20 protein-coding genes are annotated in these 21,071 nt (G+C 57.7%); 12 read left to right on the forward strand and 8 right to left on the reverse strand.

Annotated features, from left to right (window positions below; genetic code table 11):
• Positions 1 to 63: 63 nt before the first annotated feature.
• The 9 genes from ACFDAU_RS04815 to ACFDAU_RS04855 all read left to right on the forward strand — a co-directional run bounded on the left by ACFDAU_RS04815 (position 64) and on the right by ACFDAU_RS04855 (position 11,042).
• Positions 64 to 1,725, forward strand: a complete 1,662-nt coding sequence (locus ACFDAU_RS04815; RefSeq protein WP_413438876.1) for a CTP synthase — start codon at positions 64 to 66, stop codon at positions 1,723 to 1,725.
• Positions 1,722 to 2,564, forward strand: a complete 843-nt coding sequence (kdsA, locus tag ACFDAU_RS04820; RefSeq protein WP_413438877.1) for a 3-deoxy-8-phosphooctulonate synthase — start codon at positions 1,722 to 1,724, stop codon at positions 2,562 to 2,564. The genes ACFDAU_RS04815 and kdsA overlap by 4 nt, the downstream gene beginning before the upstream one ends.
• Positions 2,565 to 2,604: 40 nt before the next feature.
• Positions 2,605 to 3,891 carry a phosphopyruvate hydratase gene (gene eno, locus ACFDAU_RS04825; RefSeq protein ID WP_413438878.1) on the forward strand — a complete coding sequence of 429 codons (1,287 nt, stop codon included), beginning with the start codon at positions 2,605 to 2,607 and terminating at the stop codon, positions 3,889 to 3,891.
• 23 nt (positions 3,892 to 3,914) lie between these two features.
• Positions 3,915 to 4,265, forward strand: coding sequence for a cell division protein FtsB (gene ftsB, locus ACFDAU_RS04830; RefSeq protein ID WP_413438879.1), 351 nt, complete (start codon positions 3,915 to 3,917; stop codon positions 4,263 to 4,265).
• Positions 4,262 to 5,485 (forward strand): cell division protein ZipA C-terminal FtsZ-binding domain-containing protein, encoded by a 1,224-nt coding sequence (locus ACFDAU_RS04835; protein WP_413438880.1) that lies wholly within the window; start codon positions 4,262 to 4,264, stop codon positions 5,483 to 5,485. Before ftsB ends, ACFDAU_RS04835 begins: the two co-directional genes overlap by 4 nt.
• Complete coding sequence (gene ligA / locus ACFDAU_RS04840; RefSeq protein ID WP_413438881.1) at positions 5,485 to 7,509, forward strand: NAD-dependent DNA ligase LigA; 2,025 nt, start codon at positions 5,485 to 5,487, stop codon at positions 7,507 to 7,509. The genes ACFDAU_RS04835 and ligA overlap by 1 nt, the downstream gene beginning before the upstream one ends.
• A 25-nt stretch (positions 7,510 to 7,534) precedes the next feature.
• A complete protein-coding gene (gene galU, locus ACFDAU_RS04845) occupies positions 7,535 to 8,422 on the forward strand; it encodes a UTP--glucose-1-phosphate uridylyltransferase GalU (RefSeq protein WP_413438882.1) in 888 nt (295 codons plus the stop codon).
• Positions 8,423 to 8,826: 404 nt separating this feature from the next.
• A complete protein-coding gene (locus tag ACFDAU_RS04850; RefSeq protein ID WP_413438883.1) occupies positions 8,827 to 9,690 on the forward strand; it encodes a phosphate/phosphite/phosphonate ABC transporter substrate-binding protein in 864 nt (287 codons plus the stop codon).
• A 485-nt stretch (positions 9,691 to 10,175) separates the two neighbouring features.
• The gene (locus tag ACFDAU_RS04855) at positions 10,176 to 11,042 is read left to right on the forward strand and encodes a phosphate/phosphite/phosphonate ABC transporter substrate-binding protein (protein ID WP_413438884.1); all 867 of its coding nucleotides are present in this window, start codon (positions 10,176 to 10,178) and stop codon (positions 11,040 to 11,042) included.
• Positions 11,043 to 11,145: 103 nt separating this feature from the next.
• Here ACFDAU_RS04855 and ACFDAU_RS04860 read toward each other — a convergent pair whose 3' ends face one another.
• Positions 11,146 to 11,991 carry an NAD(P)H-hydrate dehydratase gene (locus ACFDAU_RS04860; protein ID WP_413438885.1) on the reverse strand — a complete coding sequence of 282 codons (846 nt, stop codon included), beginning with the start codon at positions 11,989 to 11,991 and terminating at the stop codon, positions 11,146 to 11,148.
• A gap of 72 nt (positions 11,992 to 12,063) precedes the next feature.
• On the opposite strand from ACFDAU_RS04860, the gene ACFDAU_RS04865 reads away from it, so the two are divergent.
• The 3 genes from ACFDAU_RS04865 to ACFDAU_RS04875 all read left to right on the forward strand — a co-directional run bounded on the left by ACFDAU_RS04865 (position 12,064) and on the right by ACFDAU_RS04875 (position 16,773).
• On the forward strand, positions 12,064 to 12,291 hold the full coding sequence (locus ACFDAU_RS04865; RefSeq protein WP_413438886.1) for a DUF3330 domain-containing protein: 228 nt from the start codon (positions 12,064 to 12,066) through the stop codon (positions 12,289 to 12,291).
• Positions 12,292 to 12,364: 73 nt separating this feature from the next.
• Complete coding sequence (gene purL / locus ACFDAU_RS04870) at positions 12,365 to 16,327, forward strand: phosphoribosylformylglycinamidine synthase (protein WP_413438887.1); 3,963 nt, start codon at positions 12,365 to 12,367, stop codon at positions 16,325 to 16,327.
• Between the two features lie 2 nt (positions 16,328 to 16,329).
• Positions 16,330 to 16,773, forward strand: a complete 444-nt coding sequence (locus ACFDAU_RS04875; protein ID WP_413438888.1) for a NifU family protein — start codon at positions 16,330 to 16,332, stop codon at positions 16,771 to 16,773.
• Between the two features lie 56 nt (positions 16,774 to 16,829).
• Here ACFDAU_RS04875 and ACFDAU_RS04880 read toward each other — a convergent pair whose 3' ends face one another.
• The 7 genes from ACFDAU_RS04880 to ccoO all read right to left on the reverse strand — a co-directional run bounded on the left by ACFDAU_RS04880 (position 16,830) and on the right by ccoO (position 21,066).
• A complete protein-coding gene (locus ACFDAU_RS04880; protein WP_413438889.1) occupies positions 16,830 to 17,087 on the reverse strand; it encodes a hypothetical protein in 258 nt (85 codons plus the stop codon).
• Positions 17,088 to 17,143: 56 nt separating this feature from the next.
• Positions 17,144 to 17,272, reverse strand: coding sequence for a DUF3149 domain-containing protein (locus ACFDAU_RS04885; protein ID WP_413438890.1), 129 nt, complete (start codon positions 17,270 to 17,272; stop codon positions 17,144 to 17,146).
• Positions 17,273 to 17,285: 13 nt separating this feature from the next.
• Positions 17,286 to 17,819 (reverse strand): FixH family protein, encoded by a 534-nt coding sequence (locus ACFDAU_RS04890; RefSeq protein ID WP_413438891.1) that lies wholly within the window; start codon positions 17,817 to 17,819, stop codon positions 17,286 to 17,288.
• A 10-nt stretch (positions 17,820 to 17,829) separates the two neighbouring features.
• Complete coding sequence (ccoG, locus tag ACFDAU_RS04895) at positions 17,830 to 19,203, reverse strand: cytochrome c oxidase accessory protein CcoG (RefSeq protein ID WP_413439504.1); 1,374 nt, start codon at positions 19,201 to 19,203, stop codon at positions 17,830 to 17,832.
• 120 nt (positions 19,204 to 19,323) lie between these two features.
• Positions 19,324 to 20,229 (reverse strand): cytochrome-c oxidase, cbb3-type subunit III, encoded by a 906-nt coding sequence (gene ccoP / locus ACFDAU_RS04900; RefSeq protein WP_413438892.1) that lies wholly within the window; start codon positions 20,227 to 20,229, stop codon positions 19,324 to 19,326.
• 49 nt (positions 20,230 to 20,278) lie between these two features.
• Positions 20,279 to 20,446, reverse strand: a complete 168-nt coding sequence (locus ACFDAU_RS04905) for a cbb3-type cytochrome oxidase subunit 3 (protein WP_413438893.1) — start codon at positions 20,444 to 20,446, stop codon at positions 20,279 to 20,281.
• A 2-nt stretch (positions 20,447 to 20,448) separates the two neighbouring features.
• Positions 20,449 to 21,066: a cytochrome-c oxidase, cbb3-type subunit II gene (gene ccoO / locus ACFDAU_RS04910; RefSeq protein ID WP_413438894.1), complete on the reverse strand. Its 618-nt coding sequence runs from the start codon at positions 21,064 to 21,066 to the stop codon at positions 20,449 to 20,451.
• Positions 21,067 to 21,071 lie beyond the last annotated feature (5 nt).

Consider the following 21,071-nt stretch of genomic DNA (forward strand, 5'->3'; position numbering starts at 1 on the left):
TTCGCAATTGTTCGAGCGTCCGCTTTACGCTAAAATTCAGCATTACCTGCGCCGTAAATCAACATGACCCGTTATATCTTCGTTACTGGCGGTGTGGTTTCTTCCCTGGGCAAGGGAATCGCCGCCGCCTCTCTCGCCGCCATTCTTGAATCGCGCGGCATGCAAGTCACCATGATGAAGCTGGACCCATACATCAATGTGGATCCCGGCACCATGAGCCCGTTCCAGCACGGGGAGGTGTTCGTCACCGAGGACGGGGCGGAAACCGACCTCGATCTCGGCCACTACGAGCGCTTTACCCATGCGCATATGAGCAAGCGCAACAACTTCACTACCGGCCAGATCTACGAATCGGTGATCAAGAAGGAGCGGCGCGGCGAGTACCTGGGTGGCACGGTGCAGGTCATTCCGCATATTACCGACGAGATCAAGCTGCATATCCGCAACGGCGCAGCGGGGGCCGAGGTGGCGATTGTCGAGATCGGCGGTACCGTGGGCGACATCGAGTCGCTGCCCTTCCTGGAGGCGATCCGCCAGATGGGTTTGCAAGAGGGGCGCAACAATACCTGCTACATCCACCTCACGCTGGTGCCGTATCTGGGCAAGGCGGGCGAGGTAAAGACCAAACCCACCCAGCACTCGGTGAAAGAGTTGCGCGAGATCGGTATCCAGCCGGACGTGGTGCTGTGCCGCGGCGACCGCCCGTTGCCCGACGAGGAACGCCGCAAGATTGCGCTGTTTACCAACCTGGAACCGGGTGCGGTGGTTTCCGTGCACGACGTGGACAGCATTTATAAAATTCCTGAAATGCTGCGCGAGCAGGGCATGGACGAGATTGTCTGCCGCAAATTTGGCATTACGCCGCCGCCCGCTGATCTGTCCATGTGGAACGGACTGGTGGAGGCGCTGGAGCATCCGCAGCATGAGATCGATATCGCCATGGTGGGCAAGTACGTGGGGCTGACCGAGTCGTACAAATCACTGTCCGAGGCGCTGATCCATGCTGGGATTCATACCCGCACCCATATCAATATCCACTACCTGGATTCCGAGCAGATCGAGAAGGACGGTATCGGTTGCCTGACCGGCATGGATGCCATCCTGGTGCCGGGCGGTTTCGGCAAACGCGGTGTCGAGGGCAAGATTGCCGCGATCCAGTATGCACGTGAAAACAAGGTGCCGTACCTGGGCATCTGTCTCGGCATGCAGCTTGCCGTGATTGAATATGCGCGTCACAAGGCGGGTATGACGGACGCGCACAGCACCGAATTCGAACCGGCCACCACGCATCCCATCGTGGCGCTGATTTCAGAATGGAGAGACGCCGCCGGGCAGGTGGAAACCCGCAGCGCGAATTCCAATCTGGGTGGCACCATGCGTCTGGGCGGCCAGGTTTGCAAGCTCGATGCCAACTCGCTGGCGCGCAGCGTATATGGCAGCGACGAGATTACTGAACGCCACCGCCACCGCTATGAGGTCAATAACGCGCTGCTGCCGCAATTGCAACAGGCCGGACTTAAGGTGAGCGGGTTGTCTGCCAGCGATGGTCTATGCGAAATGGTGGAATTGCCCGATCACCCCTGGTTCATCGGCTGTCAGTTTCATCCGGAATTTACCTCTACACCGCGTGCCGGACATCCGCTGTTCAAGGCGTTTGTCGAGGCGGCGCTTACCCATCAGCAATCTGCAGCAGGAAAGTACGCTGCAGCAGGAGAAACAGTATGAAACTGTGCGGATTTGAAGCGGGGCTGGATCAACCGCTGTTCCTGATCGCCGGCCCGTGCGTGGTGGAATCGCGCCAGATGGCGATGGATACCGCCGGGGCGTTGAAAGAAATTTGCGCCGAGCTGGGCGTGCCGTTCATCTACAAGTCTTCCTACGACAAGGCCAACCGCAGTTCCGGCGTGTCGTTCCGCGGGCCGGGCATGGGCGCCGGGCTGCAGATACTGGCCGATGTGAAAAAGGAAATCGGCGTGCCGGTGCTGACCGATGTCCACAGCATCGAGGAAATCAGCGAAGTGGCAGCGGTGGTGGATGTGTTGCAAACGCCCGCTTTCCTGTGCCGCCAGACCGATTTCATCCACGCCGTGGCGTGCGCGGGCAAGCCGGTGAATATCAAGAAGGGGCAGTTCCTTGCCCCCTGGGACATGAAGAACGTGGTGGACAAGGCGCGTGCCGCCAACGGCGGGCAGGACAACATCATGGTGTGCGAGCGCGGCGTGTCGTTCGGCTACAACAACCTGGTGTCGGATATGCGCTCGTTGATGGTGATGCGCGAAACCGGCTGCCCGGTGGTGTTCGATGCCACGCACTCGGTGCAACTGCCGGGCGGGCAGGGCAATGTTTCCGGCGGCCAGCGTGAATTCGTGCCGGTGCTGGCGCGTGCAGCGGTGGCGGCGGGGGTGGCCGGTGTGTTTGCGGAAACGCATCCCGATCCGGCCAAGGCGCTGTCCGACGGACCCAATGCCTGGCCGCTGGGATTGATGAAAGAATTGCTGTACACGCTGAAAGAAATGGATGCGCTAGTGAAACAGCGCGGATTTATTGAAAACAAAGTGAAATAGGTTGCGCATAGCGTAGCCGTTGATTGGACAGGGAAAATAAATGAGTGCAATTGTTGATGTCATCGCCCGCGAGATTCTGGATTCGCGCGGCAACCCCACTGTAGAAGCCGATGTGTTGCTGGAATCGGGCGTAATGGGACGCGCTGCCGTGCCGTCCGGCGCATCCACCGGCAGTCGCGAAGCGATCGAGCTGCGCGACGGCGATGCCCAGCGCTACCTGGGCAAGGGCGTATTGCGCGCAGTGGAAAACGTCAATACCGAAATCTGCGAGGCCATCATCGGTCTGGATGTGGAAGAACAGCATTTCATCGACCGCACCATGATCGAGCTGGACGGTACGGAAACCAAGTCGCGCCTCGGAGCCAATGCAATCCTGGCCGTGTCGATGGCGGTGGCGCGTGCGGCGGCGGAAGAATCCGGACTGCCGCTGTATCGCTATCTGGGTGGCGCGGGCCCGATGCAGTTGCCGGTGCCGATGATGAATATCATCAACGGCGGCGCGCACGCCAACAACAATATCGACATGCAGGAATTCATGATCATTCCGCTCGGCGCGCCCAGCTTCCGCGAAGCGCTGCGCTATGGCGCAGAAGTGTTTCATGCGCTGAAAAAACTGCTGGATGGGCTGGGCATGACCACGACCGTCGGCGACGAAGGCGGCTTTGCGCCCAACCTGGAATCCAACGAAGCTGCATTGAAACTCATCGTGCAGGCGATTGAAAAAGCCGGTTACGTGCCGGGTACCGACATTGCCATCGGGCTCGATTGTGCCGCCAGCGAGTTCTACAAAGACGGCAGATACCACCTCGAATCCGAAGGGCTGCAACTCTCTTCCGAACAATTCACCGACTACCTGGCGAGCTGGTGCGACAAGTATCCCATTATCAGTATCGAAGACGGCATGGCCGAGGATGACTGGGCGGGTTGGGCAGTGCTGAGCGTACGGCTGAAAAAATCCATCCAGCTGGTGGGCGACGATTTGTTCGTCACGAATGCCAAAATACTGAGCGAGGGTATCCGCCAGGGGATCGCCAATTCCATCCTGATCAAGGTCAACCAGATCGGCACATTGTCCGAAACATTTGATGCGATCGAGACTGCCAAGCGTGCCGGATACACTTCGGTGATTTCGCACCGTTCCGGCGAGACCGAGGACACCACGATCGCCGATCTCGCAGTGGCAACCAATGCATTGCAAATCAAGACCGGTTCCCTGTCACGTTCCGACCGCATGGCCAAATATAATCAATTGCTGCGTATCGAAGAAGAACTGGGTGATGCAGCGCGCTATCCGGGCCGGTCCGCTTTTTATCAGATCGGCAATTGATCTAATTGCGCCAAATGCGCTGGATGACTTGGATTCTGGTATCTTTGCTGCTGTCCTTGCAGTACCCGCTCTGGTTTGGCAAAGGCGGCTGGTTGCAGGTGTGGGATACAGGCCGTCAGGTCGCCGAGCAAAAACAGGTCAATGCCAACCTGACCGCACGCAATTTGGCGATGGATGCCGAAGTGCGCGACTTGAAGCACGGTCTGGATGCGATTGCCGAGCGGGCGCGCAACGAACTGGGGATGATCCGTAATGACGAAGTTTTTTTTCAGGTATTGAAACCGGGACAGGCACAAACGGCGGTGCCGGCCCAAAACGGGAATAATAAACAGCAGTCACTTCCAGGTGGCGCGGGAGACGGAAAGCAAAGATGAATCCATTGCAAATCAGTCTGATTGCCGTCGCAATCGTAGTGGTCGTAGCGATTGTCCTTTACAACTGGTTTCAGGAAAGAAAATACCGCAAACAGTCGCGCGAGATGTTTGAGTCTCAGCAAGATGTTTTACTGGACGGGCAACCAGGAACCGAATCCGATGCAGCGCGCATCGAACCCTATCTGGATGAACCGGGATATGCGGAACGATTCGTGCCAGACTCTCCCCGGATGTATGAGCAGACAGAGCCAGTTGCAACTACCGGCACAAACTCATCAACAATCAATTATCAGGCGGATGTTTCCGCGCTCCACGAGCCGCAGCCGGCGCATGCCATGCCGGTTCAAGCAAGGATGGCATCGCAGCCGGAATCCGCGCCCCCCGCAATCGAGCTGCCGCCACCTCCAACCGATACGGAGATTGATTTCGAGATCCGGCTGCAAACCACGGATGCGATTCCTGGTTCCGCGATGACTGAGCAGATCGAGCGCAGCCGTATTAGCGGCAAGCATCTGTACTGGTTTGGCTATAACCATCTTGCCGGAGACTGGGAGGAAATCGCCAGCTGGCGCGAAGATGCCTATTCGGAGATCGTGATCGCCCTGCAACTGGCCGACCGCAATGGCGCTGTCAGCGAAGACCATCTGGTGCAGCTGTGCACTTTGGCGCGGCAGCTGGCCAGCCGTTTCAATGGTATAGCAGAATGCCCCGACATTCCCTCTGCATTGCAGCGGGCCAGCGAACTCGATTTGTTCTGCGTGGATGTGGATGTGCTGATCGGCCTGAATGTGGTGAGCCGTGACAATGAAGTGTTTTCGGGCAACAGGATCAGCGAACTGGCGCAACGTGCAAACATGGTGCTGGCGGTAGACGGTGTTTACCAATGCCGCAATGCTGCCAATGAGGTGATTTACTCATTGTGCAACCACGAATCCGCGCCATTTACGGCAAATGCAAACGCGCCGTTTTCCACCCATGGCGTCACCCTACTGTTCGATTTGCCGCGCGTGGCCAATGGGCTGGCGGCATTCGACCGCATGACCGAATTGGCACACCAGATCAGCGAGCAGTTGGGTGGTCAATTAGTGGATGACAATATCCGCCCCCTCACCCAGGCGGGTATCGACAAAATCCGTATGCAAATCGACCAAATCTACAAACGCATGCAGGCGCGCGGTATTGCTGGTGGCAGCAAGCGGGCGCTGCGCTTATTTGACTGATGCCTGTTCCCACCGAGATTGCCGTGCGCGCACGTCAGTTGCGCGAGCAGATCGAGTACCACAATTACCGTTACTACGCGCTTGACGCACCCGTTATTCCCGATGCTAAATTTGACCGCTTGTTGCGTGAATTGCAAGCATTGGAAACCCAATATCCGGAGCTGGTGACAGCGGATTCCCCCACTCAGCGCGTAGGTGCAGCACCGGTTGCGGCATTTTCCAAAATCACTCACCGTGTGCCGATGTTGTCGCTGAATAATGCGTTTAACGATGCCGAGATCGAGGCTTTTGATCGCCGTTGCCGCGAGTCGACCGGGCTGTCGCAAATCGAATACGCTGTTGAACCCAAGTTTGATGGCCTGGCGATTACACTGAGTTACGCACATGGCCGTTTTGTGCAGGGAGCTACGCGCGGGGATGGTTACACCGGCGAGGATGTCACGGCTAACCTGCGCACAATTCGTGCGATTCCGATGCAACTGGGCATCAAACAGCCGCCAGCTTTGCTCGAAGTACGCGGCGAAGTACTGATGCTCAAAGCGGACTTTGCTGCGTTGAATGCCACCCAACGTGAACGCGGAGACAAGGAATTTGCCAATCCGCGCAACGCCGCCGCAGGTTCATTGCGTCAGCTCGACCCTCGCATCACTGCCAGCCGTCGTCTGCACTTTTTCGCTTATGGCATTGGCGCCGCAGATGGCTGGATTAGCCCCCCGACCCACGCCGAAATAATGAATCAGCTGCTGGATATGCATCTGCCTATCGCCAGACAGCGTGACGTAGTGCAGGGCGTGTCCGGCCTGCTGGATTTCTACCGCCAGATTGAAAGTGCCCGTACCCAGTTGCCCTACGACATTGACGGCGTGGTATATAAAGTCAACGATCTCGCCTTGCAGGAGCAGCTTGGCTTTGTCGCGCGTGCACCCCGGTTTGCCATTGCACACAAATTTCCGGCACAGGAAGAGCTGACCCAGGTGATGGGAATCGACGTGCAGGTCGGTCGTACCGGTGCGTTAACGCCGGTGGCGCGGCTCGCTCCCGTATTTGTCGGCGGCGTGACGGTGACCAACGCAACGCTGCATAATGAGGATGAAATCCGCCGCAAGGATGTGCGCATCGGTGACTGGGTGAATGTGCGTCGCGCCGGGGACGTGATCCCGGAAATCGTGTCCGTGATCGTGTCGCGCCGTCCGCCCGACGCACGCGAATTCGTCATGCCCACCGCCTGCCCGGTATGCGGTTCGCATGTGGTGCGCTTGCCGGATGAGGCAGTGGCACGCTGCAGCGGTGGCTTGTATTGCCCGGCGCAGCGCAAGCAGGCACTATGGCATTTTGCCAGCCGCAGGGCGATGGATATCGACGGACTGGGCGAAAAACTGGTCGACCAATTGGTGGATATGGGATTGGTCAATAGCCCGGCCGATCTGTACCGGCTGGGGATGGTGAAACTGGCCAATCTGGATCGCATGGCGGACAAATCCGCAGCCAATCTGCTGGCCGCCATCGAGGCCAGCAAGCACACGACTTTGGCACGTTTTATCTATGCACTGGGCATCCGCAATGTGGGTGAACAGACCGCCAAGGATTTGGCGCGCTACTTCGGCAATCTGGATGCGCTGATGAATGCCGATATGGACAACCTGCAACATGTACCCGATGTGGGACCGGTGGTGGCACAATCGGTTGCCCAGTTCTTCGCAGAGCCGCATAACCGCACTGTGATCGATATGCTACGCGCTAGCGGGGTGGTTTGGCCGGAAGACGAGCCGGGCATGTCCATCCAAACCAGCGCAATTGCCGGCAAGACTTTCGTGCTCACCGGTACCTTGCCCAATCTGAGCCGCGAAGATGCCAAGGAAAAGATTGAGTCGCAGGGTGGTAAAGTGAGCGGTAGCGTGTCGAAAAAAACCGACTATGTGGTGGCTGGCGTTGATCCCGGTAGCAAATATATCAAAGCGCAAGAACTCGGCGTCAAAATTCTCGATGAGGGCGAATTACTGGAATTATTGAGCAGTTTAAAATGAATTTTGTAACCACTATGGAGCCAGCATGACTAACACGATTACCAAAGCGGTTTTTCCGGTTGCAGGCATGGGCACACGATTTTTGCCTGCTACCAAGGCCAGTCCCAAGGAAATGCTGCCCATTGTAGACAAGCCATTGATTCAATACGCAGTGGAAGAGGCTGTCGCAGCCGGAATTACCGACCTGATCTTTATTACAGGGCGCAGCAAGCGTGCCATCCCGGACCACTTCGACAAGGCCTATGAGCTGGAAGCCGAGCTGGAAGCGCATGGCAAGACCAAATTGCTGGAATTGGTGCGCGGCATACTTCCGTCACACGTGAATTGCATTTACATTCGCCAGTCTGAGGCGCTGGGCCTCGGACACGCGGTACTGTGCGCAAAACCGGTGGTGCAAAACGAGCCTTTTGCCGTGATCCTTGCCGATGACCTGATCGATGGCGAGCCGCCAGTAATGAAGCAGATGGTGGATCTATACGACTATTATCAATGCTCATTGCTGGGGGTTCAGAATGTTGCCCGTGAAGAAACCAGCCAGTACGGGATCGTGGCGGCAACGCCGCTCTCCAATGGTTTGCACAAGGTAAGCTCGATTGTGGAGAAGCCCCGTCCGGAGGATGCACCTTCCACTTTAGGCGTAGTGGGGCGTTACATTCTTACTGCACGCATCTTCCATCACATCGAGAATATCCAGCCGGGGGCCGGCGGCGAGATCCAGCTTACCGACGCGATTGCCAGCTTGTTGCAGGAACAGCAGGTTCAAGCCTACGAGTTTAAAGGGGTGCGTTACGATTGCGGCAGCAAGCTGGGCTATCTGAAAGCCACGGTGGAATATGCATTGAAGCATGATGAGGTGAGCAAGGAATTCCACACCTACCTGCTGTCAAAATATTGTTCTGCATCTGAAAAATAAGCCATTGAGACAATCCGCAGCTTATCATCTCTCGCCTGGCGCCAAAGCAGGCTTGGCGCTGGCGGACTGTTGAGCGGCGCCGGAAAAATGCCAACGGATAATACGCCAAAGCCTACTTAAGATAGTTTATTTTTGGTCGTTAACCGGGGGGCAGCATCAGTTCAGGGATGCGTGGATTGATTCGTCATGGGCAATAGATGGGTGCGGTTTTTTTCTATTTTGTCCCAACAGATCACCGTTTGAATTCGAAGTTCGTAACGGAATCCCTTCACTTGTTAATGCTCACGTATTGGGTATGGAAGATGGGCGCGATGTTCCTGATTAGAGTCGGCTTCTGGCTGCCTGGTAGTGAGAACCAGGCGCATAAGTCTGAATAGCACATTGTCAAAAAGGTATCCCAAATAATGCGGAAAATGTTTTTTGTTGCAACATTGCTACTCTCTTTTAACCTGCAGGCAGCAGAAAGACTGATGTTTGGGATCAATCCCGGCACAGCGGCAGGCAAGGAAGATCAATGGATGTTAAGGGATTCATTCCAGCCGCTTGCTGACTATATCGGCAAGGCAGCCGGGGTTCCGGTGCGCACCGATATTACGCAAAATTTCAAGTCTATCGATGAGCACTCCGGCAAAGGTCGATATGACTTGTTGCTGGCGCCGACGAATGTGATTGGCCGGGCGCTTCTGGATGCCGGTTTTATTCCGGTAGCAAAATTCAAGGATCTGCACGCGACTTTGCTAGTCAGTGAGCAAAGCCCATATAAAACCGTAGCTTCGCTGAGAAATTCGCGAATTGGCATGCTAAGCCGTGCAACGCTTATGGGAGCGCTGTCTGCGGATTTATTGAATAAGCAGGGATTGTTACTGAGCAAGGACTTCCAGCGGGTTCAGGAAATAAGGTTTCAGGATACCCTCGTTTCGCTGTTACTAAAAAATTCCGTGGATGTGATCGCCATTTCGCACGAGGCAGCCACAAAGGCATTAAGGGATAATCCTGGAAAGCTGCGGATTTTGGCTAATACCGATCCGGTTCCTGGCTTTGCGATCGCTTTGTCAAAAGACATGCCACAGGCACAGGCGAAAAAAATTACCGAGGCATTGTTGAGCATGGGTGACAACGCGAGTGGCAAAGCGGCACTCTCTGTTGCCTCGGCGGGTGGGAGTGTGGGTGTTACCAGGCTCTTCAAAGCAAATAGTGCTGAATATGCAAAAGTGATGGCACTGATTAGCGCATCGCAAAAGCTTTACCCGCCGCCGGAAAATAACTGACGCAGGCGAAATTATATACAATCATAAGGTTAACACGGAAGTCAGGCATTATTTAAGCTGAACGGCCCCAGCATTTCCGTGTCGGCTTATAAGGAACAAACACCCGCGATAGGCGGGTGTTTGTTTTTAGCAGGCCCGGATGACCTCGCTATACATGATGTTGTGTGCGGCCAGAGTTGGCGGCGAATGGTCCGACAAAGTTGATGAAAAGCTAACACGTAACAGATCCGGAACGTACGATCCGGTTAGAGCAATTCGGCTGAATATCGACAGCTAATCAGGTATACGGACGTTTACGCAGCAGCCTGATCATAAGAATCGATAAATGGCATGCTTACTGCTCGTATTAGAGGTGTGACTTGGATTTGGTAATGGATACTCGTTACCGGATCTGTGCTGCATACTGATTGAGCAGCAAAAAAATACGTGGATATCAAAAGCGCACGCTAAGACTATAAGTGCTCAATATTACAAGGAGATTAAAAATGAAGGCAAAGCGTTTCATATTTATGGCGGCACTGTTGCTGTTACCCTTTAACCTGCACGCAGCAGACCGGCTGATGTTTGGCATCAATCCCGGCGCTTACGGCAGTGAGGATCAATGGGTGTTAAGGGATTCATTCCAGCCGCTGGCCGACTATATCGGCAAAGCTGCGGGGAGTCAGGTGCGCACCGACATCACGCAAAGCTTCAAGACGATCGATGCGCATGCAGGCAAGGGCCGCTATGACTTGTTGATGGGACCCACCAATGTGATTGCGGAGGCTTATAAGGTCTCAGGGTTCTATCCGGTTGCGAAGTTCAAGGATCTTGCTTCGGTTCTGCTGGTCAGGGAGCCAAGCCCATACAAAACCATCGCGTCACTTAAAGGTTCGCGAATTGGTATGGTGAGCCGTAAAACGTTGATAGGTCAGTTGGCAGCCCATTTGCTGCAGAGCCAGGGGGTCATGCTGAATCGTGATTTCAAGCAAGTACAGGAAATAAACTTTCAGGACACACTGGTTTCGCTGTTGCTGGAAAACTCGGTCGATGTGGTTTCAGTGGGACCGAAAGTGGCAGGAGAAGCATTGAAGGCGCATCCAGGAAAGCTGCGGGTATTGGCTAAAGCCGATCCTGTCCCGGGTTTTGCGATCTCTCTGGCACGTGACATGCCACCAGAACAAGCGAAAAAAATTACTGAGGCCCTGGTGACAATAGGCGATAACGCCAGCGGCAAGGCTGCACTGGCCGCCATCACGGTGGGCGGGGGCGCGGGAAATACCCATCTAACCAAGACCAGCAGCGCGGAATACGTCAAGGCAATGGAATTGATAGGCGCGGCGAAAAATCTTTACCCTGCCCAGACAAAGTGATCAGTCGCTTTACCATGATCAGCCAATTGCCCGCAAATTCCTGATCAAGTCGTTCCTGTCTTCCTCCGGACGGTTCGGCTTTTTGATGTCTGGTTAGATGTTGTTAAATGGCTCGCTGATTCAGTATTTTTCGCGCTTCCAGCATCACTTCCGAAGCGGTGAGGCCCACCGGACCGATGCCTTGCAGCAGCAGGGCATCCGCTGCCGCCCCATGCAGATAGGCGGCGAGTTGCAGTGCGGCGAAAGGCTCCAGACCCTGCGCCAGCAGAGCGGCCACCATGCCCGTTAGTACATCCCCCATCCCTGCGCTACTCAAGCCAGGATTGCCCGTAGTGTTGATACGCCATTCTTTGCCCGGTCCGGTGCAAATGCTGCCTGCACCCTTGAGTACCACCCAGGCGCAATATTTTTCGGCCAGTTGCAAGGCGGCAGCGGGACGATCGCGCTGGATAGTTTGAGTATCACAGGCCAGCAGTCGTGCAGCTTCGCCAGGATGAGGCGTGAGCAGCGTCGGGCCGGTGCGGGCGAGCGTCAAGTTTTTCAAGGCTGGCGATGCGGCAAGCAGATTGAGGGCATCGGCATCCAATACCAGAATCGCCGGATTTTTCAGCGCGTTTTCCAGCAGTTGTCGCGCCTGTTCTGATTGCCCCAAACCGGGGCCGACAGCCAGCACCGTTAACGCTGTGTCGAGCAACTGGGAAGGATCAAGCAGCATGATTTCAGGTTGCATGAAGTCCAGGGTGATACCGCTGCTCAGGCTTGCGGCGTAGGTTTTGCCTGCCCCCAGATGAAGTGCGGCACGCGCTGCCAGCAACACTGCCCCGGTCATGCCCGGCGCACCACCCAGGATGCCGACGCTGCCGAAGTTGCCTTTGTTGCTGTCGAGCGGACGCGGCGGCAGGGCGTCGAGGATGGCTTTGCTGATCAGTTGGTCTGTATGGGGTTTCATGACGAACTCGGTTGGGGTTGGGATGTCTATACTGAAAGCGTAGCATCATGATGTGATACTGAGGAGAGCGAAATGAAAATGCCAAGAAATGTGAATCCCGGCGGCGGCGAAATTCTGTCCTGCGTGGAAGACGCAGGATGCGAGATTACCAGTTGCGAAGTATGCATGCAGGAGATACCCGTTTCCGCTGCCCTGAATGAAGAGGGCGCGGATTATATCCATCACTTCTGCGGGCTGGATTGCCTGGAAAGCTGGCGGCGTAAAGCTCGGCAGGAGTTTCCTCCAAACACAGCTGCCTGAACCCGCCCCGGAGAGTGGGGAGGACGTCCGATTTCGGGTAAAATTCGCTTTTATCCGATGCCCGATTCGCACCATGTCCGAACTGCATAAATTGCGCGGCGGCGCCGCGCTTTCCCGTTTTCGTCTCGACAAGCTATCCAAAGCGCTGCCCGATTACGACTGTATCCAATCCGAATTCTGGCATTTCGCGGAAGTGTCGGCTACGCTGGACGCCGTCGAGAAAGCCAGGCTGGATTCCATCCTCACCTACGGTACGCCATTGCCCGACCAGACGGAGGGGAAGTTGTTGCTGGTTATACCGCGCCCCGGCACCATTTCGCCGTGGTCCTCCAAGGCGATCGACATCATTCGCCACTGCGGACTGGAAAAAATCTCCCGGATTGAACGCGGCACTGCCTATCATTTCAGCCGCCGTGACGGCGCGGTGCTGACTGCAGAAGACCAGGCGCGGATTGCGCCGTATATCCATGACCGCATGACTGAAGCCGTATTCGGCAGTCTGGACGATGCCCACATGCTGTTCCGCCATCTTCCGCCCAAGCCGTTGACCACAGTGGATATTCTCGGTGCAGGCCGCGCGGCGCTGGTGCGCGCCAACAGCGAGATGGGACTGGCATTGTCGGCGGATGAAATCGACTATCTGTTGGGCAATTTCACCCGTATCGGGCGCAACCCGACCGATGTCGAGCTGACCATGTTCGCCCAGGCCAATTCAGAGCACTGCCGCCACAAGATTTTCAATGCTGCCTGGGTGATTGACGGCGAGGCGCAGCCGCACACGCTGTTCGGCATGATTCGCGAAACCCACGCGCGCCATCCGCAAGGAACCGTGGTGGCGTATTCGGATAATTCCTCGGTGATCGAAGGCGCTGACGTGGCGCGCTTTCATCCGGCGGAAAATGGTCGCTATGTATATCGCGAGGCGCGTACGCACATCCTGATGAAGGTGGAAACGCACAATCACCCCACCGCCATTTCGCCTTTCCCCGGCGCGGCAACAGGCTCGGGCGGCGAGATTCGCGACGAGGGCGCCACCGGCACCGGTTCCAAGCCCAAGGCGGGGTTGTGCGGGTTCTCGGTGTCCAACCTGAACATCCCGGGGGGCCACCAGCCCTGGGAAACCTATCAAGGCAGCAAGGGTGGTTACGGCAAGCCCGACCGCATCGCCTCCGCGTTGCAAATCATGATCGACGGCCCGCTCGGCGCAGCAGCGTTCAACAATGAATTCGGCCGGCCCAATCTGGCGGGTTATTTCCGCACTTTCGAAGAAGAATGCGCAGGCGAGATGCGCGGCTACCACAAGCCCATCATGCTGGCAGGCGGGGTGGGCAACATCGACGCCGCCCACTGCTTCAAAAAGCAGTTCGCCGCCGGCACGCTGCTGATTCATCTGGGCGGACCTGGCATGCTCATCGGTCTGGGCGGCGGCGCGGCGTCCAGCATGGATACCGGCACCAATGCCGAAAACCTGGATTTCGACTCGGTACAGCGCGGCAATCCGGAAATGCAGCGCCGCGCCCAGGAAGTGATCGACCGCTGCTGGCAACTGGGCGACGCCAATCCGATTCTGTCCATCCACGACGTGGGTGCCGGCGGCGTTTCCAACGCCATGCCGGAGCTGGTGGACGGCGCCGGCCGCGGCGCACGCTTTCAATTGCGCGATATTCCGCTGGAAGAATCGGGCATGGCGCCGCGTGAAATCTGGTCGAACGAATCACAGGAACGCTATGTGCTGGCCATTGCGCCGGAAAGCCTCGACGCTTTCCGCGCGTTATGCGAACGCGAGCGCTGCCCGTTCGCCGTGATCGGCGTGGCGACCGAGGATCGTCATCTGAGGGTGGAAGACAGTCTGCTGAGCGCCATGCCGGTGGATATGGATATGTCCGTGCTGCTCGGCAAGCCGCCACGCATGACCCGCGACGTGCAGCGCGTCGTTCGCAGCCTGCCGGCGTTGAACACCGATGGCATCGATCTGGCGGAGGCTGCGCTGCGCGTGTTGCGCCTGCCCAGCGTGGCATCCAAGCTATTCCTGATCACCATCGGTGACCGCAGCGTGGGCGGCTACACTGCGCGCGACCAGTTGGTCGGCCCCTGGCAGGTACCGGTTGCGGACGTGGCGGTGACTACCATGGGCTACGCCACCGAACGCGGCGAGGCCTTTGCCGTGGGCGAGCGCACCCCGCTGGCGCTGATCGATGCCGCCGCTTCCGGGCGCATGGCGGTAGGCGAGGCGCTGACCAACCTGGCCGCCGCGCGTGTGGAAAAAATCGGCGCTGTGAAGCTTTCGGCCAACTGGATGGCAGCAGCCGGTTTTCCCGGCGAAGATGCTGCGCTATACGACACGGTCAAGGCGGTGGGGCTGGAGCTGTGTCCCGCATTGGGCATCAGCATCCCGGTGGGCAAGGATTCGTTGTCCATGCGCAGCGTGTGGGAGTCTGACGGCGCGCAGAAATCCGTCGCCGCGCCATTGTCGCTGATCATTTCCGCTTTTGCGCCCTGCCCCGATGTGCGGGCCACACTTACGCCGCAGCTGCGTACCGATCAGGGCGATACCGACCTCATCCTGATCGACCTCGGCTGCGGCCGCAATCGGCTGGGTGGCTCAGCGCTCGCGCAGGCCTACAAACAAGTGGGTGAGCGTTGCCCGGACCTTGATCAACCGGGCCAGTTCAAGGCGTTTTTCGAAACCGTGCAGGCGCTCAATGCCGCCGGCCGCGTGCTGGCCTACCATGACCGCTCCGATGGCGGCCTATGGGCGGCACTGTGCGAAATGGCCTTCGCTGGCCACTGCGGCATCACTGTGGACGCGGACGAACTGTGCCAGGATCGCTTCCGTGTGCAAGTTGAAGAAGAAGGCATGGATGAAGACGAAGAAGTGATCACCGAGCAAACCGGATACAGTCCGCGCGTGTTCGGTGTGCTGTTCAACGAGGAGCTCGGCGCAGTGTTGCAGGTGAAACGCGAGCATACCGCCGAGGTCATGCAGACCTTCATAGCTGCCGGGCTGCGCTCCGAGTTCCACATCATCGGCAGCACCAATGATCGCGACCGTGTGGAAATCGTGCGCAATGAAAAAACCATGCTTGCTTTCAGCCGCGCGGAATTGCAGCGCGCCTGGAGCGAAACCAGCTACCAGATCCAGCGCCTGCGCGACAATCCGGCTTGTGCAGAGAGCGAATATGCGCAACTGCTGGACGGGGCTAATCCGGGTTTGTCGGCAAAGCTGAGCTTCGACCTCAACGACAACATCGCCGCGCCTTTCATCGGCGCCAGCAAACCGCGCATCGCCATCCTGCGCGAGCAGGGCGTCAACGGCGAAGTGGAAATGGCCGCCGCTTTCGACCGCGCCGGCTTCGAGGCGGTGGACGTGCACATGAGTGACATTATCGCCGGGCGTGTGACGCTGACTGAGTTCCGCGGCTTCGCCGCGTGCGGCGGTTTTTCCTACGGCGACGTGCTGGGTGCCGGCGAGGGCTGGGCCAAATCCATTCTGTTCAATCCGCGTGCACGCGATCAGTTCGAAGCATTTTTCAGGCGCGACGACAGCTTCGCGCTGGGCGTGTGCAATGGCTGCCAGATGATGAGTAATCTCAAGTCCATCATTCCCGGCGCCGAATTCTGGCCGAAATTTACCCGCAACCAGTCCGAGCAGTTCGAGGCGCGTTTCGTCATGGTCGAAGTGCCGAACAGTCCCTCCATCCTGTTCGACGGCATGGCCGGCAGCCGCATGCCGGTGGTGGTCTCCCACGGCGAAGGTTATGCCGACTTCAGCCAGGGCGGCGACCCGGCGCAGGTGATCGGTGCGCTGCGCTACGTGGACAACCACGGTCGTGTGACGGAGACCTATCCGGCGAACCCGAACGGCTCGCCCGGCGGCCTGACCGGCGTGACCACTGCCGATGGTCGCTTCACCCTGTTGATGCCGCATCCGGAACGGGTGTTCCGCACCGTACAGCATTCCTGGCATCCGGACGACTGGCGCGAAGACGGTCCGTGGCTGCGGATGTTCCGCAATGCGCGCAAATGGGTTGGATAAGCATGACTGACACCACCAAAACCATCCCCATCAAACGCTATAGCGCCGAGGAACTTGCCGCGCGCGACCGCGAAATGGCGCTCGACGATACGCGCTGGTACAGCGAAGAGGAACTTGACGAACTCGAAGAACGCAGCCCGCTGCTGGCGACGCGCATTGCCCAGCGTCAGGCACGTCTGGAAAAGTTGCGCCCCTACCAGGCCAGCGGTGCAGCCCCGCCGCTCACCGAGGCCGCGCTGGTGCAAGTTCTGGAAGAAGCCCGCGCCATCCTGCTGCGCGACGGCGGTGATCTGGAACTGGTGGAAATCAGTGGCACCGTTGTCCGGGTGCGGCTCAAGGGTGCCTGCGTGGGGTGCCCCAATTCCATGCTGGATCTGAAAAACGTGGTGGAGAAAATCGTGCGGCGCACTTTTCCGCAAGTCACCGAAGTGCAGAATACCTATTGAGTTCTATTTTGCCGGTTCCCGGGCCTGTCCGGGAATCCTACCCTTATTCCGAACACTTATTTTTTTGGTTCGGACGACTTGCAAATCTTGTTGAGCTGGGCAGTGCTGCACTGAAAGTAGCAGGTTAGCGCGCTGCTCACTGCACCGAACAGCCAGAACAGAAAAAAACCAAGCGAATAAGCACCGAGCCGAGTTGTGAACAGAGGGGCGTTCTGATAGATCAGTGCGATCGGGTCCAGCAGCGTGAACAGGACAATATCCATTACCCCCGCCGCGATGAACGACGGCCACAACACCTGGATTATGCGTTGCATGCTTTCCTCCTTCGATTGTGTGTTTTTTGCTGTGAGAGTGTGGCGGCGGCAGGTATTTATTTTCCCCTGGATTTTTTTATGAACCACCAGGTGAACCAGCCTAGCATGCCGATCGCAAAAACCACGGTGAACAGGCTCATTAGCCCGGTACGCGTGGTGAGCAGCAGGTTCAGCAATGTAGTCATGTGATTCTCCCGTCTAGTTGAGATTGTTTGTCTGGATTTTGGCAGGGCGTCTATTGTCCAGGGTGAGCGTCCTGGTGTGGGGTTGCCACCACACCCCAGTCAGGCGCCATTCACGCTGGGGTGGCTCCAGGATCAGCCGCCAGCGTCCATTGCCCAGACTTGGCATGGCGCCAATATAGCTGCCATTGCCCGCTGTATTCAAGGTGATGACGTGGTCGTGCCCGGGCTGAGTGGGGTGCAGGATGGAGAGTCGTAACATATTGGGCAGCGGCGAGAGCGTGCCGGCCAGTGTCAGGTGCAACGTGCGCGCATCCGCGCTGGTGTGCAAGGTGGCACCCAGGTCCAGTGCGATTGCTGCTGTATCGCGATGCAGGGTCTGGTTAATCGCCATGCCTTCCTTATAGTAGTCGTCTGCTACCAGGCCGTCGTTGCTTACCACTGCGTACCAGGCGGTGATGAAACCCGCCACCACCGCTGTCAGCGGCAGTATCATCAGCAGCCACGGCCAGGGCTCGCGGTACCAGGGTTGTTTGTCAGTGGCGTGCATGGCGTAACTCCTAGCGATTAAGAAAGGTGGATCTGACGGTTTTCGTCAGTTCCGGGTTATCCAGCGACTGGATTTTGAATTCCACCGGACTTGAACGTGCGCGGATTTCGCTCGGGTCTATCTGGACATGCACCACGGCGTCATGGGTTCCCAGCGCAGCAACTTCCGCCAGGGAGCTTGCATCCCCCAGTTTGATGCCCGGCAGGCCCGTGACTGAAATGGCGTAGCGGTGGGGTTTGTTTTCCATGTTGATGATCTGCAGACGGTAGACGTTTTCGATATGGCCGTCGGCGGTTTCGCGGGCGGCAATGCGGTCACGGATTGCATCCACGCGCAGCGGCACCCGGTTGATCAGCGCCATACCCAGTGTGGCGACAATGGCCAGCAGCAGTACGCTATAAATCAGGGTGCGCGGACGCAATACATGGGCAAGAATGCTTCTGTCTGGGTACTTGCCCTTGATCACGTTTTCCGTGGTGTAGCGGATCAGGCCGCGCGGATAGCCCATTTTCGCCATCACCTGATCGCAACCGTCGATGCAGGCGGCGCAGCCGATGCATTCGTATTGCAAGCCATTGCGGATGTCGATGTCGGTGGGGCATACCTGCACACAGATGCTGCAGTCCACGCAGTCGCCCAGCCCGGCGGCATGGCGGTCAGTGGATTTGGAACGCGCGCCGCGCGGTTCGCCGCGCGAGGAGTCGTAAGTGACGGTCAGGGTGTCCGAGTCGAACATGACGCTCTGGAAGCGCGCGTAGGGGCACATGTACTTGCATACCTGTTCGCGCATGAAGCCGGCGTTGCCGTAGGTGGCGAAGCCATAGAAAAAAATCCAGAAGGCCTCCCAGGGGCCCAATGCCCAATGCGCAAAGGATACCGCCAGCTCCTTGATGGGCGTGAAGTAACCCACAAAGGTGAAGCCAGTCCACAACGCCAGTATCAGCCAAGCGCTGTGTTTGGCAGTTTTCTTGCCGATTTTTTCGATGTTCCAGGCTTGCCTGTCCAGCTTCATTTGCTTGAGGCGATCGCCTTCAATCTTGCGTTCTATCCACAGAAACAGTTCAGTGTAGACCGTCTGCGGGCAGGCAAAGCCGCACCACAGGCGTCCGGCGACGGCGGTGAACAGGAACAGCAAGAATGCCGCAATGACCAGCAGTCCGGTGAGGTAGATGAAATCCTGAGGCCAGAACACCAGTCCCAGAATGTAGAACTTGCGTTGTGCCAGGTCGAACAGGATCGCCTGACGCCCGTCCCAGGACAGCCAGGGCAGGCCATAGTAAAGCAGTTGCGTGAACAGCACCAAAGCCACACGCCAGCTGGCGAACCAGCCGGAAACCGCACGCGGATAGATCTTTTGTTTGACGGCGTAGAGCGTCTGCTCCATCTCGGTGGAGGGTGCGATGTTGACGACTTTTTTTTGTCCTGCTTCGGCCACGCCCGGGTTCCTTTGTTGTTGGTAAGCGGGTGGGGCGCCGCGTCTGTGCAGGCCCCTCCGGTTCAGCGCCTACTTGCCCTGCGATAATCCATACACATAGGCCGCCAGCAGATGCACCTTGGCTGGGCCCAGCTTGTCCAGTTGTGCCGGCATGTGGCCGTTACGGCCCTTGGTGATGGTTTCGATGATGGTGGCTTCGGAGCCGCCATAGAGCCACACCTTGTCGGTCAGGTTGGGCGCGCCCATGGCTTGCGTGCCTTTGCCGTCCGCCTGGTGGCAGGCGGCGCAGTAGGTAGCAAACTTGTCGCGCCCGGCCGCGGCCAGCGTCGCGTCATGTTTGCTCTCGGACAGGGACAGCACGTAATTGGCGACTTGCTTCGTGCCCTGCACGCCCAGGGCCGCACCCAGCGCCGGCATCACGCCGGCACGGCCATTGGTGATACTGGCCTGGATGGTTTCCGGGTCGCCGCCATAGAGCCAGTCATGATCGGTCAGATTGGGAAAGCCCCTGGCGCCGGCCGCATCCGAACCATGGCATTGCGAACAGTAGGTCAGGAATAGGCGTTGGCCCATTTCGCGTGCTTGCGGGTCGGCCGCGACCACCTTCAGGTCCTGCTTCAGGTATTTGTCAAAAATCGGGCCGTATTGCGCGTTGGCCTTGGTCTGTTCCTGCTGCCATTGGCCCGTGGCACTCCAGTCCAGCATACCCTTGTAGCTGCCCAGCCCCGGATACAGCGCCAGGTACACCACGCCGAACACGATGGTCAGGTAAAACAGCCACAGCCACCAGCGCGGCAACGGATTGTTGAGTTCCTGCAAATCGCCGTCCCAGGCTTTTTCAATCAGTTCGGCCTTTTCGCCGGAGGCGAGTCTGCGCGTGGTCTGAGTCTTGAGAAACAACGCCACCCAGACCATGCTGATGACGGTGATGCCGGCGATGTAGAGGCTCCAGAAACTGCTGACAAAATCGCTCATGTTATTTCTCCTTAAGCCGGGCGCGATTTCTCGGGCGCCCCGGACCGGGTTAGTCGTGTTTGGGCGGGATGCGCGAAGGGGTATCTTCTTCCTCGAAGGGCAGATTCGCGGCGGCGTCGAAATCCTTTTTGCGCCGCCCGCTCCATGCCCACAGCACAATGGCTACAAAGATCACGAAAAAGACCACTGTGACGATGGCTCCGATAGTCCCTGCCATGCTTATCTCGTTTCCTTGAGTGAAGTGCCGAGTATTTGCAGGTAGGCAATCAGTGCGTCCAGCTCGGTCTTGCCCTGCAATTCATTTTTGGCGGCGGCGATATCCGCGTCGGTATAGGGCACACCCTCAATGCGCAGTACCTTCATCTTGGTCTCGATGTCGCTGGCATCTGCCGGTTTTTTTGCCAGCCACGGGTAAGACGGCATGTTGGATTCAGGTACCACGTCCTGTGGATGGTTCAGGTGGGTACGGTGCCAGTCATCCGAATAGCGGCCGCCTACCCGTGCCAGGTCCGGCCCGGTGCGCTTGGAGCCGTACAGGAAAGGATGGTCGTATACCGATTCTCCGGCTACCGAGTAGTGCCCGTAGCGCTCGGTTTCCGCGCGGAACGGACGAATCATCTGCGAGTGGCAGCCGACGCAGCCTTCGCGGATGTAGATGTCGCGCCCGCTCAGCTGCAGCGCAGTGTAGGGCATCATGCCCGCCACTGGCTGGGTGGTGGATTTCTGGAAAAACAGCGGCACGATCTGTACCAGGCCACCGATGCTCACCACCAGGAGGGTGAGCATGATGAACAGGCCGGTATTCTTTTCGATCTTCTGGTGAAATGATTCCATCATTGTTC

The sequence above is a fragment of the Sulfuriferula sp. GW1 genome, assembly GCF_047300855.1.
Classification (GTDB): domain Bacteria; phylum Pseudomonadota; class Gammaproteobacteria; order Burkholderiales; family Sulfuriferulaceae; genus Sulfuriferula.